The 12,350-nt window shown below is 61.8% G+C and carries 11 protein-coding genes; 6 read left to right on the forward strand and 5 right to left on the reverse strand.

The window, feature by feature from the left end:
* Positions 1 to 66: 66 nt before the first annotated feature.
* Both JXQ94_RS15665 and JXQ94_RS15670 read right to left on the reverse strand, forming a co-directional pair.
* The gene (locus JXQ94_RS15665; RefSeq protein ID WP_421924711.1) at positions 67 to 1,002 is read right to left on the reverse strand and encodes a tyrosine recombinase XerC; all 936 of its coding nucleotides are present in this window, start codon (positions 1,000 to 1,002) and stop codon (positions 67 to 69) included.
* The gene (locus JXQ94_RS15670; protein ID WP_421924712.1) at positions 984 to 1,670 is read right to left on the reverse strand and encodes a DUF484 family protein; all 687 of its coding nucleotides are present in this window, start codon (positions 1,668 to 1,670) and stop codon (positions 984 to 986) included. The genes JXQ94_RS15665 and JXQ94_RS15670 overlap by 19 nt, the downstream gene beginning before the upstream one ends.
* A 241-nt stretch (positions 1,671 to 1,911) precedes the next feature.
* Here JXQ94_RS15670 and JXQ94_RS15675 point away from each other — a divergent pair, with 241 nt between their 5' ends.
* Positions 1,912 to 4,077, forward strand: coding sequence for a primosomal protein N' (locus JXQ94_RS15675; protein WP_421924713.1), 2,166 nt, complete (start codon positions 1,912 to 1,914; stop codon positions 4,075 to 4,077).
* Between the two features lie 25 nt (positions 4,078 to 4,102).
* A complete protein-coding gene (locus JXQ94_RS15680) occupies positions 4,103 to 4,900 on the forward strand; it encodes a TerC family protein (protein WP_421924714.1) in 798 nt (265 codons plus the stop codon).
* A 6-nt stretch (positions 4,901 to 4,906) separates the two neighbouring features.
* Here JXQ94_RS15680 and JXQ94_RS15685 read toward each other — a convergent pair whose 3' ends face one another.
* Genes JXQ94_RS15685 through JXQ94_RS15695 form a run of 3 tightly spaced genes read right to left on the reverse strand, consistent with a single transcriptional unit; the run spans position 4,907 to position 7,507 of the window.
* Positions 4,907 to 5,776, reverse strand: coding sequence for a hypothetical protein (locus JXQ94_RS15685; protein WP_421924715.1), 870 nt, complete (start codon positions 5,774 to 5,776; stop codon positions 4,907 to 4,909).
* A 31-nt stretch (positions 5,777 to 5,807) separates the two neighbouring features.
* The gene (locus tag JXQ94_RS15690; RefSeq protein ID WP_421924716.1) at positions 5,808 to 6,785 is read right to left on the reverse strand and encodes an SPFH domain-containing protein; all 978 of its coding nucleotides are present in this window, start codon (positions 6,783 to 6,785) and stop codon (positions 5,808 to 5,810) included.
* The gene (locus tag JXQ94_RS15695; RefSeq protein ID WP_421924717.1) at positions 6,782 to 7,507 is read right to left on the reverse strand and encodes an NUDIX hydrolase; all 726 of its coding nucleotides are present in this window, start codon (positions 7,505 to 7,507) and stop codon (positions 6,782 to 6,784) included. Before JXQ94_RS15695 ends, JXQ94_RS15690 begins: the two co-directional genes overlap by 4 nt.
* A 292-nt stretch (positions 7,508 to 7,799) precedes the next feature.
* Between JXQ94_RS15695 and JXQ94_RS15700 the strand changes: the two genes are divergently transcribed.
* Genes JXQ94_RS15700 through atpD form a run of 4 tightly spaced genes read left to right on the forward strand, consistent with a single transcriptional unit; the run spans position 7,800 to position 12,254 of the window.
* Entirely contained in the window at positions 7,800 to 8,339 is a 540-nt protein-coding gene (locus JXQ94_RS15700; protein ID WP_421924718.1) for a F0F1 ATP synthase subunit delta, read from the forward strand.
* A gap of 4 nt (positions 8,340 to 8,343) precedes the next feature.
* Positions 8,344 to 9,876, forward strand: coding sequence for a F0F1 ATP synthase subunit alpha (gene atpA, locus JXQ94_RS15705; RefSeq protein WP_421924719.1), 1,533 nt, complete (start codon positions 8,344 to 8,346; stop codon positions 9,874 to 9,876).
* Between the two features lie 33 nt (positions 9,877 to 9,909).
* Positions 9,910 to 10,797: a F0F1 ATP synthase subunit gamma gene (locus JXQ94_RS15710; RefSeq protein ID WP_421924720.1), complete on the forward strand. Its 888-nt coding sequence runs from the start codon at positions 9,910 to 9,912 to the stop codon at positions 10,795 to 10,797.
* A 17-nt stretch (positions 10,798 to 10,814) separates the two neighbouring features.
* Positions 10,815 to 12,254 (forward strand): F0F1 ATP synthase subunit beta, encoded by a 1,440-nt coding sequence (gene atpD, locus JXQ94_RS15715; protein WP_421924721.1) that lies wholly within the window; start codon positions 10,815 to 10,817, stop codon positions 12,252 to 12,254.
* Positions 12,255 to 12,350: the final 96 nt, after the last annotated feature.

The raw sequence follows: 12,350 nt of genomic DNA on the forward strand, positions 1-12,350 counted from the left end.
CGGCTCCCGGTACTTGTGACGTTTGGCGGGCTCGACGGGCTTTGCTGCGAGGCTGCAGGCGGCGGGTCAGCCTTTGTGAGCGCGTGGGTGTGCACCGTCATAGATCGCCATCAGTCGGGCGCTCTCAACATCCGCATAGATCTGGGTGGTGGAGAGGCTGGCATGGCCGAGCAATTCCTGGATTGCGCGCAGATCCCCCCCATGCGCGAGCAGATGGGTGGCAAAGGCATGACGCAATGCGTGCGGTGTCGCAGTCTCGGCAAGCCCGAGGCGGCCGCGCAGGTCTTGCATCAGCATCTGCACGCTGCGCGGGCCCAAAGCCCCGCCGCGCGCACCCCGAAAGAGCGCTGCCTCCCGCTCGGCAGGATGAGGGCAGAGTGAGACATAGCGCGCGGCAGCTTCCGCGACGGCCGGCAGGACCGGGACGATCCGGGTCTTGTTGCCTTTGCCGGCGATGCGGAGCGTGTCCCCGAAGGGATAGTCCTCGCCGGTCAGGCCAAGCGCCTCGGATACTCGCAGACCACATCCGTACAGGAGGAGGAGCACAGCCGCATCACGGGCGCTGATCCAGTCCGGTTTTCCGCGCGCGCCGGTTTCCTCAAGCAGCTGGCGTGCAGCCTCTTCGCTGACCGGTTTGGGGGCGCTTCTGCCGAGCTTGGGGCTCTCCACGAGCGAGAGCGCTGGATTGTCGAGTCCCCAGCGTCGCTTGGCATAGGCAAAGAAGGTCCGAACAGCGGATAGCGAGCGGGCAAGCGAGCGCGCCGACAGGCCTGCGCGTCGGCGCTCGGCCATCCATGCGCGAAAGTCACGGGATGTGAGGGTGGCGAGACCGCCGAGGTCTGGTGGTGCTCCCAGATGACCGAACAGGAAATTCCCAAATCCGTCCAGGTCACGCTGATAGGCGTCAAGCGTCCGGGGGGAGAGCCGCCGTTCGCCGGCGAGATGGGCCAGGAAGGCGGACTGAGACTCCGCCCATCCCGTCTTCAGGTCTGATGCAGCCATTGGACCACCATGCGCTCTACGGCTCGCGCGAGGAAATTCAACAATTCGGTGCCTTGGCCTGACTGAAAGAGGTGTGCGTCCCGGGCAGCCAGAGCGATCAAGCCGTCCTGACCATTGAAGTCGAGCCGGACGATCGCCTGCGAGCTGACCCGCGCGCCTTGCTGGCCATAGAGAGCGTGTGCATTGCCGGGATCCACAGGGCCCAGCATTTCAACATGATCGCCCAGAACGTCACCGACAAAGCCTTCGGCGGCACCCAGGATTGACTCGGCATTCTTCAGGGGCGCGTGTCCCTCGATCAGGACCCGGCAAACATCCACTCCCAATGCCCCGGTCAGCCGGTTCGAGATCTTGCTGTCGAGTCCGGACAGGGAATCCACTTCCAGCAAGGCCAGCACCGCCATGTGGATCTGGGACTGGATAGCGAGATTGGCGCGCGCGGTTTCAACGATCGACCCGTTCAGCGACTTCAGTTGGCGAATCTCTTCACGCAGCTTGCCACGCGCAGCCGCACCGAGGTCGATTGCGCCGTCATCGCGGCTGGTTTCAACGATCAGCGAGAAAAGCTCGGCGTCTTCTCGCACGAAGTCGGGGTTGGCGATAAGGAAGGCGCGAACCTCCTCGGCGTCGCTCGCGGCGCTAATTTGCCGGGTCTCATCCTTTGACATGCCGATTGTCTCCCTCGCCTTGAACGCCCACTCTTGTCCTATTCGGTTTACGAGAAGCAAACCGATCTGATTGATCTGAGGTGGCGCATGATCAAACCCGCTCGGCGACGATATGGTGATCCGACTGATATCAGAGATCCCGAGCAGGCTGAGTGTGGTCGGAGTCTCCCCGCATGGTCATCGCTATGATGACAGTCGAGCAGACACCTGATTCGTTCCTGCCCAGAGCCAGGCCCAGATATTGACCGATACCTTGCCCTATCGCGTGTCCATCCTGTTTCCGCTGCCCCTGCCGGAAGCCTTCGACTACCTCGTCCCGGCGGAGATGGAGTTACGCCCTGGTGACCATGTGCGGGCACCACTGGGCAAGCGCTCGGCGCGCGGCGTCGTTTGGGCAGTGAAGCCTGGTCCGGGAGACAGGGCGCTCAAAACAGTCGAGGCTCCCGAAGGCGGAGCCCCCCTCCCGCCAGGCATCCGCAAGTTTGTCGACTGGCTTGCCCGTTACCTGGTGCAGTCGCCGGGTGTCGTCCTTCGTTCTGTTCTGCGGTCAAGTGAAGCGCTCAAGCCTTCGCCCACGGAGACGGTCTATCGGCGTGGTGCCGGCGAAGCCGAGCGGATGACCGATGCCCGGGAGCGTGTGCTCGATGCGGTGGTGGCCCTGGGCGAGGCCAGCGCGTCCGAGTTGGCGCGTGAAGCCGGGGTCTCGGCCTCTGTCGTCAAGGGATTGGCCAAGGCCGGCGCGCTGACCGAACTGGTTCGCCTTGTCGACCCTCCCTTCGAGACCCCGGACCCGGAAGGCGAAGGGCTTGCCTTGACGCCCATGCAGACTGAGGCGTCTGGCGTTCTGCGCCGGCTTGTCCAGGCTGGCGGCTTCCAGGCGGCGCTGCTCGATGGGGTGACCGGCTCTGGCAAGACGGAGGTCTATTTCGAGGCCATTGCCGAATTGCTGCGACGAGAGCCCGAGGCACAAATCCTCATCATGTTGCCCGAAATCGCGCTCACAGAGGCCGTCCTGTCGCGCTTCCGGGCCCGCTTTGGTGCGGAACCCGCGCTCTGGCATTCCGGAGCCGGTTCGAAAGCGCGGCGCCGGACCTGGCGTGAAGTGGCGGAGGGTCGCGCCCGCATCGTTGTCGGCGCTCGCTCGGCGCTCTTTCTGCCTTTTCCGGGCCTGCGCATGATCATCGTCGATGAGGAGCACGACCCGACCTACAAGCAGGATGAGGGGCTGCCCTATCAGGGGCGGGATCTGGCGGTGGTCAGGGCCAAGATCGAAGGTGCGAGCGTCATTCTCGCTTCGGCCACCCCGTCTCTGGAAAGCCTGTCCAATGCCCAGGCCGGGCGCTATGTCCATGTCCGCCTCGCGGCTCGACCCGGTGCGGCGATCCTGCCCGAGGTCGACACCATTGATTTGCGTGAGCACCCGGCCGAGACGGGGCGGTGGATGTCGCCGCCGCTGATCGAGGCGGTGCGGGACACGCTGGAACGTGGCGAACAGTCGCTTCTCTATCTCAACCGCCGCGGCTATGCGCCTCTCGTGCTCTGTCGCGCCTGCGGCCATCGCATGGTCTCGCCGGATACCCAATCCTATCTCGTTGAGCACCGCTATACCGGCCGTCTTGTTTGTCACGTCACGGGCTTCTCCATGGCCAAGCCGAAGCGCTGCCCCAGCTGTGACGCCGAGGAAAGCCTGACCTCGATCGGGCCGGGGGTCGAGCGTGTGGCCGAGGAGGCGCGCCTCACCTTCCCGGACGCGCGCGTTGAGATTTATTCGTCGGACAGCCGGTCCGGAGCCGAAATCGTCGCTGCGATGGAGCAGGGCGAGATCGATATTCTCGTGGGCACCCAGATTGCCGCCAAGGGTCACAATTTCCCGGGCCTCACCCTGGTCGGTGTCATCGATGCCGATCTGGGTCTGGCCGGGGGCGACCCACGGGCCGGGGAGCGTACCTTCCAGACGCTGGTCCAGGTCGCCGGGCGTGCCGGGCGTGCCGACCGTCCCGGGCGAGCACTTCTGCAAACCCACCAGCCCGAGCATGATGCCATCCAGGCATTGATTGCCGGGGATCGGGACGCTTTTCTCGACATGGAATTCATGGTCCGCGAATCGCTTGGCCTCCCGCCCTTCGGGCGCTTGGCCGCGATCGGCTTCATGTCGATGAATCCCGAACAAGTCGATCGAGTCGCCAACGACTACGCCGCCAAGGCGCCAAATTCCGAAGGTGTCGAAATCTGGGGGCCGGCAGAACCACCACGCGCCATGGTGCGTGGCTGGCATCGACGCCGCATTCTCGTTCGAGCCGACAAGGCGATCGATATCTCGGCCTATCTGAGGGCCTGGTCAAAGCGCGTAAAGACGCCCCCATCTGTACGGGTGTCAATCGATGTTGAACCCTATAGCTTTATCTGAGCACCGAACCCGGGACTGATCTGCCATGATTGAATTCCTGACTTCACCCGCCGTCTGGATGTCGCTCCTGACCCTGACTTTCCTTGAGATCGTTTTGGGCGTGGATAATGTGGTGTTCGTCTCGGTGGCTTCACAGAAGTTGGCCAAAAACCAGCAAGCCCGTGGTCGCGATATCGGAATCTGGTCGGGCGCCGTGATGCGGGTCGTCCTCCTTTTCGGTCTTGTGTGGCTCACCGGCTTGACCCATGCGACGCTCTTCAACCTTCCGGAATTCCTCCACGGTCTGGCAGACCCCGAACATCCTGACCGCCTGATAGAAGTGACGCTTGAGGACCTGATCCTGCTCCTCGGCGGGCTCTTCCTCCTGTGGAAGGGCACGACCGAGATTCACGACACGATTGAGGGGCATCCTGATGCCGGCAAGGGCGGCAAGGTGTCGGGCTTTGTGGCGGTAATAGTGCAGATGTCGGTGATCAATCTGGTCTTCTCGCTGGACTCGGTTTTGACCGCCGTCGGCATGACCCGCGATCTGGGCGGTCCCGACGGTGCTGCGGCGCGTCTGTTCGTGATGGTCACAGCGGTGCTCGTTTCGACAGCCATCATGGTGGCGTCGGCGAAGCGGGTCGCGGACTTTCTCGAACGCTACGCGACCGCCAAGATGCTGGCGCTGAGCTTTATTCTTCTTGTCGGTGTTGCGCTCATCGCCGACGGCCTCGGCTTCCATATCCCCCGGGGATATCTCTATTTCGCCATCGCCTTCTCGCTTCTTGTCGAGGTGCTCAACATCATGGCGCGGAAGGGCCGGAAGGTGTCGCCGAAATAGGTTCTTTCAGGCAGGCTGGATGAGTTGCAGGGTCTCGTGAGCACGCTTGATGGATACGCTCAGGCCGCGGTCAAAAGCGAGACGGTCGTCCTCGATTCCGTCCGCAAAGACAACGCCCGCCTCGTTCATCTCGGACGTCAGGGAGAGGGCTTCGCCGGGCTTGATAAAGCCGTATTTGATTGAATTCCCTGTTGTCGGACTCGGCCAGGGCTCGCGCGCAAAGAAGGCGAGCTTTGTGTCGGATGGGTCGATCGAAACGCTTGCGCCGGACAGTTCGATGATCGATCGCGCCCAGCCTGTGGCGCCGGTCCCCGTCGCAATTATGACACCGGAAGACGATTGTCGCTCGATGGACCCGGCATGATTGAGCGTGTAACGCGCCGATTGATGCGAGCGGTGTCCAACGAATATTTCGTTGAGGGCCAGCAAGCGCTGGCCGTCACTCAGCGAGGCTTCCACCATTGTCCGGTGCTGTACGGTCGCGGCTCCATCCGCGACTCGTGGCAGAAGCGAGCGAAGCTGATCGGCCCGATGGGCGACGAGAAGTCCGGCGATCTGATCGGGGGCCGGATTCACACCGACGACAGGCTTGCCGTGCGCATATTTTGCCAGATTGGCGATCAAGCCATCCTGGCCGATCGCGATGACAATATCGCCCTCGGCGAAAAGGAAGCGGGACAGGTCGGAGCGGTCGATCTCGACATAGCGCCAGTCCTGCGGAATCGATCGCTGAACTGTCATCAAGGCCCGCTTCTGAGCGTCCGCCTGCCCCAAGAGCGGTTCCATTTCCCGATCATGCGAACGCAAAAAGAATTCCACCTGACCGAGCGTGCCGTGTCGACCAATCAGCAGGTCGAGATCGGTCTTCCGTGTCACGAGGACCGCGCGGGGTGCGAGGATGCTCACCTCAGTCGTCCTTTCGCGCGATCCGTTTGAACTCTGTGCCAAGAGCGGCGACAAGCTCGGGGGTGATGTTGAGGTGCTCGATCGTGCCAATGCTCCCGGCAAACTCTGTCGCGGCGAGACCGATATGGGTGCTTGTCGGAAGGTCGCGATACAGGTTGATGCGGCCCTCTTCAGCCTGGTTTCGAGCGCCCTCAATCAGGCGGATTTCTTCTGCATCGGCCGTCGCCTTCACCAGGGCTGCTGCGGCATCGCCCTCTGCGCGCTGGCGGGCGTTCTCTGTATCCCGGTCGATAAGCTCGCGCTCGCGGCGCGCGAGTTCGATCCGGGTCTTCAGCTCGTTCTCGGCGATCGCCTGTTCCTTTTCCACAGCCATGGCGCGCCGGGCAAATGTCGCTTCATCCGCCTGTTGCTGGATTTTCTCGAAGGTCGGTGTTTGCAGGGCGCGCGCGAGGTCCGCCGATGGTTTCACGTCCGCCACGTGGATGGTGATGATTTCAAGACCCAGCTCCGTGAGCGCCACGGCTTCGGTGAGTTGTTCGGCCAAATAGGTCTGGATGGCGCGGACTCCGGTATCGAGGGCATCGCGCACGGCCAAGGCGCCGAGATAGTCCGTGGCCGCCTGTTGCACATGTGACGCAAGCAGGTTCCGGATATAGTCCATTGGAGTGGCAATATGCGTTCCGCGTCGCAAGTCGATACTGAAGTCCACTCGCTCGCTGATCCGCTCGGCATCGCGGATTCTCCACAGGAGCGTTCCCTGCACCATCACGTCCTGAAAATCCGACGACCGAGCGTTGATCACGAAGGGAGTCTGGCGATCATCCATCGGCAATTCCTGAAGCGAAACCTGGTCTGGTCGAAACCAGAATGACAGGCCTCGACCCGAGGCGATGCACTGACCACGCGCATACTTCATGACGTAGCTGGAGGCGTCGCTGCGCAAGTGCCGGATTCCCGGGTAATTGCGAATTTCAATCATGACTCTGATTCCTTGTTGGTCCGCTCATAGAGTTCTGCCGGCCGAAAGGCCTTGCCCTTCTCCCGTTTTCCGGTCGGTCGGACGAAGCCCCGGTCGATCATTTTTTTTCGGAAGGCGGGCTTGGTGAGCGTGTGTCCCAGGATGGTTTCGTGGATCTCCTGGAGCTCACGCAGCGTGAAACGGTGCGGCAGGAGCTCGAAGCCAACACCCGTGTAGTCCAGCTTGCCGCGCAGTCTCTGCAGCGTTGTGGCGACGATCAGGCTGTGGTCGAAGGCCAGTTGCATTGGTTGGTCGTTCCGGTCGCGCAGCTGCGCGGCAGGGCCCTCTTCGTTTGTGCCGAGGTGCTGGACGACTGCTGTATCGAGACCATGCTGCTTGCGAGCCGCCTTCTTGAATGTCTCGGGCGGAACGAGTGCGAAATAGGCGACCGAAACAACGCGGCCGCGCGGATCTCGGTCGAGAGCGCTGAATGTCCGTAGTTGTTCGACAAAGGCCTCATGAAGACCCGCCTTGCTCTGAAGAACCCGGTTTACCGTCTGCTCGAGTGTTTCATCGATGCGAACAATGCTGCCGGGAAGAGCATGTGTGCCGCCGACCTTGTCTCCATCCAAGCGCTTCTGGACGAGCACCTCAATCACGCCGTCCACTATGGTCAGGAGTGCCAGATCGACCGCGAGGGCCGGCTGGACGTGTCGTTTTAGCTCGTTGGGGCTTGCGGGCATGGTCAATCTCTCTTCTTATCAAATAGTATTTATCTACTTTGTAATATGTCAATTGATTATTTCTTGGGAGGACGGCAGAAGGTGCTTGCAAGCTGAATCGCCCGGTGTGAGTGGCTTGCTGCCTGCTCCCCCCTGTGCTATCGCAGCGCCGAACCTGAGGGGCTTGCAGTGCAACACGGTGAGTCTCGTTTTTTATATCGTTGATAATCAAGCGTTTATGTCGTTCGCGGCAAATTGATGAGCGCTGATCCAGCTAGAGAGTGACGTCACGGTGAAGACCGGCGAAGACGCCATGACAGCCAACGCCGCGGGCCGCTATGCGACTGCGCTGTTCGAGCTGGCGAAATCCGAAGGTGCAGCGGATGCTGTGGAGGCTGATCTTTCGGCCTTTCAGGCCATGCTTGGCGACTCCGCCGAGCTGAGCGGGGCGCTCGCCTCGCCGCTGCATTCTGCCGAAGCCAAGGCCGGCGTCCTCGCCGATCTGGCGAAGAAGGCGAAGTTCAACGCGATGACAGGCAATGCCTTTGGCGTCGCTGCGCGCAACGGCCGCGCCGGACAGCTCGGCCAGGTCGCGCGCATCTTCGCTGCGCTGGCTGCCGCAGACCGCGGCGTTGTCACGGCCGATGTACAGACAGCGGCCGCATTGACCAAGAAACAGACCGAGGCCCTTGCGGCTTCGCTGAAGGGTGCCTTCGGGCGCGAAATCGAGGTTCGTACGGAAGTACGGCCTGAATTGATGGGCGGGCTGATCGTGAAGGTCGGCTCCCGCATGTTCGACTCCTCCCTCCGCACCAAGCTGGATGGGATGAAGACCGCGATGAAAGAGGCCTAGGTCCATGGACATCCGTGCCGCAGAAATCTCTGCGATCCTCAAGGATCAAATCAAGAATTACGGTGCCGAAGCGAAGGTTTCGGACGTGGGTAGCGTTCTGTCCGTTGGTGACGGTATTGCCCGCGTCTACGGCCTCGACGAGGTGAAGGCCGGCGAGCTCGTTGAGTTCCCGGGCGGCATCAAGGGCATGGCCCTGAACCTGGAGCGCGACAATGTCGGTTGCGTGATCTTCGGCGATGACCGGGGCATCAAGGAAGGTGACACGGTCAAGCGTCTTGGCTCGATCGTCGATACCTCCGTCGGCAAAGGCCTGCTGGGCCGCGTCGTTGACGGTCTCGGTGAGCCGATTGATGGCAAGGGTCCGCTCACGGACGTCGCCGAGCGTCGTCGCGTCGACGTCAAGGCGCCGGGTATCATCCCGCGTAAATCCGTGCACGAGCCGATGGCGACGGGTATCAAGGCCATTGATGCCATGATCCCGGTCGGCCGTGGCCAGCGCGAGCTGATCATTGGTGACCGCCAGACCGGCAAGACCGCGATTGCACTCGACACCATCCTCAACCAGAAAGCCATCAACGAAGGCGATGATGAGAGCGCCAAGCTCTACTGCATCTACGTCGCCGTCGGCCAGAAGCGCTCCACGGTCGCCCAGATCGTGAAGACGCTCGAGGAAAATGGCGCGCTGGATTACACCATCATCGTTGCGGCGACCGCCTCGGACCCGGCTCCGATGCAGTTCCTGGCACCGTTCACTGCCTGCGCCATGGCCGAGTATTTCCGTGATAACGGCATGCACTCGCTGATCGTCTATGATGATCTGTCCAAGCAGGCTGTTGCCTATCGTCAGATGTCCCTGCTTCTGCGTCGCCCGCCGGGCCGTGAAGCCTATCCGGGTGATGTTTTCTACCTCCACTCCCGCCTGCTCGAGCGCGCCGCGAAGCTGAATGAGGCGAACGGTTCGGGTTCCATGACGGCCCTGCCGATCATCGAAACCCAGGCGAACGACGTGTCGGCCTACATTCCGACCAATGTGATCTCGATCACTGATGGTCAGATCTTCCTGGAAACCGACCTCTTCTACCAGGGCATCCGCCCGGCCGTGAATGTGGGTCTGTCGGTGTCGCGCGTTGGCTCGGCTGCCCAGACCAAGGCCATGAAGCAGGTCGCCGGCAAGATGAAGGGCGAACTGGCCCAGTACCGCGAGATGGCGGCCTTCGCCCAGTTCGGTTCGGACCTCGACGCCGCGACCCAGAAACTGCTGAACCGCGGTCAGCGCCTGACCGAGCTCCTCAAGCAGCCGCAATTCTCGCCGCTGTCGATGGAAGAGCAGGTCTGCGTGATCTATGCCGGTACCCGTGGCTATCTGGACAAACTGCCGACCGCCGATGTCCAGCGCTATGAAGCGGATCTTCTGCGTCACCTGCACAGCGAACACGCTGCGCTGCTGACCTCGATCCGCACCGAAAAGAAGCTGACCGACGACAGCGAAGGCAAGCTGAAGGCGGCACTCGACAAGTTCACCGAACATTTCGCGTGAGCCTGATCGAGATCAACCGCTGAGGAGAGCCTGATGGCGAGCCTTAAGGACCTTAAAAACCGGATCGAAAGCGTCAAGTCGACGCAGAAGATCACGAAGGCGATGCAGATGGTCGCCGCAGCAAAACTGCGCCGTGCGCAGGAAGCTGCGGAAGCCGCGCGCCCCTATGCCCAGCGTATGGGGGCCGTGATGGCCAATCTGTCCACCGCCATGTCGGGAACACCGGGGGCGTCACCGCTTCTGGTTGGTACCGGCAAGTCGGACGCCTATCTGCTGGTCGTCATGACCGCAGACCGCGGCCTGTGCGGCGGCTTCAACACGAATATCGTGAAGAAGGCCCGCGAGCGTATCAATGCGCTGAAGGCCGAGGGCAAGGACGTCAAGATCATCTGCGTGGGCAAGAAGGGCGCTGACCAGCTCAAGCGTACTTTTGCCTCGCTGATCGTCGACAAGATGGATCTCTCCGCTGAAAAGACGATTTCCGGCGCTACATCGGCCCGGATCGGCGACAAGATCCGCCACATGTTCGAGAATGGCGAGTTCGACGTTTGCGAACTCGTTTCGGCTGAGTTCGTCTCGGTTATCTCCCAGAAGCCGCGCTCCAAGGTTCTCATCCCGGCGATCGACGCCATTGATGAGGGTGTTGAGCGTCCGGATCTGGGCGGCGCCGTCTACGACGCCGAACCGGATGAGGAGACAATCCTCAACGTGCTGCTGCCGCGTTATGCCGACACGGTCATCCTGTCCGCCCTGCTGGAGAATGTCGCCGGCGAAATGGGTGCCAAGATGGCTGCCATGGACAATGCGACGCGCAATGCCGGCGAACTCATCGACAAACTCAACCTTGTTTATAACCGCACCCGTCAGGCGCAGATCACCACGGAGTTGACTGAAATCATCTCCGGCGCCGAGGCCCTCTAGGCAGAGGAACACACGCTATGACCACTTCCCAAGGACGCGTCGTCCAGATTACCGGCGCTGTTGTTGACGTTGAATTTGACGGCACACTGCCGGACATCCTCAACGCCCTGGAAACCACCAATGATGGCAAGGCGCTGACGCTTGAGGTTGCCCAGCACCTCGGCGAAAACACCGTCCGCACCATCGCCATGGACGCCACCGAAGGCCTCCAGCGCGGTACCGTTGTCACCGACACCGGCACCCCGATCATGGTTCCGGTTGGTCCGGGCACGCTCGGCCGCATCATGAGCGTCACCGGTCAGCCGATCGATGAAGCTGGCGATGTCCCGCACACGATGAAGGCGCCGATTCACCGTCCGGCCCCGTCCTTTGCGGAACAGGCTACGGAAGCGGAAATCCTGCCGACCGGCATCAAGGTCGTCGACCTGCTCTGCCCCTACGCAAAGGGCGGCAAGATCGGCCTGTTCGGCGGCGCCGGCGTCGGCAAGACGGTTCTGATCCAGGAACTGATCAACAACATCGCCAAGCTGTTCGGCGGCTACTCGGTCTTCGCCGGTGTGGGTGAGCGTACCCGTGAGGGTAACGACCTGTACTGGGAGATGATCGACTCCAAGGTGAACAAGAACCCGAAAGAGAATGACGGTTCGACGGAAGGTTCGCGTTGTTCGCTGGTCTTCGGCCAGATGAACGAGCCTCCGGGCGCGCGTGCCCGTGTGGCCCTGTCCGGTCTCGCCCAGGCAGAGTATTTCCGTGATGAAGAAGGCAAGGACGTCCTGTTCTTCGTCGACAACATCTTCCGCTTCACCCAGGCCGGTTCCGAAGTGTCCGCCCTTCTGGGCCGCATCCCGTCTGCCGTTGGCTATCAGCCGACACTGGCAACCGACATGGGTGCCCTGCAGGAGCGCATCACCTCGACCAACAAGGGTTCGATCACCTCGGTCCAGGCCGTCTACGTCCCGGCCGATGACCTGACCGACCCGGCTCCGGCCACGACCTTCGCCCACCTTGACGCGACCACGGTTCTCAACCGTGCGATCTCGGAAAAGGGTATCTACCCGGCTGTTGACCCGCTCGACTCCACCTCGCGCATCCTCGAGCCGCGCATCGTCGGTGAAGAGCACTATCTGACCGCCCGTCGCGTCCAGGAAATTCTCCAGCGCTACAAGGCCCTGCAGGACATCATCGCCATCCTCGGCATGGATGAGCTGTCAGAAGAAGACAAACTGACAGTGGCCCGCGCCCGTAAGGTCGAGCGTTTCCTGTCGCAGCCGTTCGACGTGGCTGAAATCTTCACCGGCTTCCCGGGCATCCAGGTGCCGGTTGCCGATACGGTGAAGGGCTTCAAGGCCATCTGTGACGGTGAGTATGACCACCTGCCGGAAGCCGCGTTCTACATGGTTGGCACCATCGAAGACGCTGTGAAGAAGGCCGAGAAGCTGGCTGCCGAAGCCGCCTAAGGTTCTCTTGCAGATCTGAGTTAAAAGGCCAGTTCCTCACGGAGCTGGCCTTTTCTTTTGGCATCGACAAGGGCAGCCTGCGACGGTCCGATCCGC

This window comes from Maricaulis maris (genome assembly GCF_049116555.1).
GTDB lineage: Bacteria > Pseudomonadota > Alphaproteobacteria > Caulobacterales > Maricaulaceae > Maricaulis > Maricaulis maris_C.

Coding starts and splice junctions, on each gene's coding strand:
- JXQ94_RS15665 (WP_421924711.1), bottom strand. CDS start 1,002: ATGGCTGCATCAGACCTGAAGACGGGATGGGCGGAGTCTCAGTCCGCC.
- JXQ94_RS15670 (WP_421924712.1), bottom strand. CDS start 1,670: ATGTCAAAGGATGAGACCCGGCAAATTAGCGCCGCGAGCGACGCCGAG.
- JXQ94_RS15680 (WP_421924714.1), top strand. CDS start 4,103: ATGATTGAATTCCTGACTTCACCCGCCGTCTGGATGTCGCTCCTGACC.
- JXQ94_RS15690 (WP_421924716.1), bottom strand. CDS start 6,785: ATGATTGAAATTCGCAATTACCCGGGAATCCGGCACTTGCGCAGCGAC.
- JXQ94_RS15695 (WP_421924717.1), bottom strand. CDS start 7,507: ATGCCCGCAAGCCCCAACGAGCTAAAACGACACGTCCAGCCGGCCCTC.
- JXQ94_RS15700 (WP_421924718.1), top strand. CDS start 7,800: ATGACAGCCAACGCCGCGGGCCGCTATGCGACTGCGCTGTTCGAGCTG.
- atpA (WP_421924719.1), top strand. CDS start 8,344: ATGGACATCCGTGCCGCAGAAATCTCTGCGATCCTCAAGGATCAAATC.
- JXQ94_RS15710 (WP_421924720.1), top strand. CDS start 9,910: ATGGCGAGCCTTAAGGACCTTAAAAACCGGATCGAAAGCGTCAAGTCG.
- atpD (WP_421924721.1), top strand. CDS start 10,815: ATGACCACTTCCCAAGGACGCGTCGTCCAGATTACCGGCGCTGTTGTT.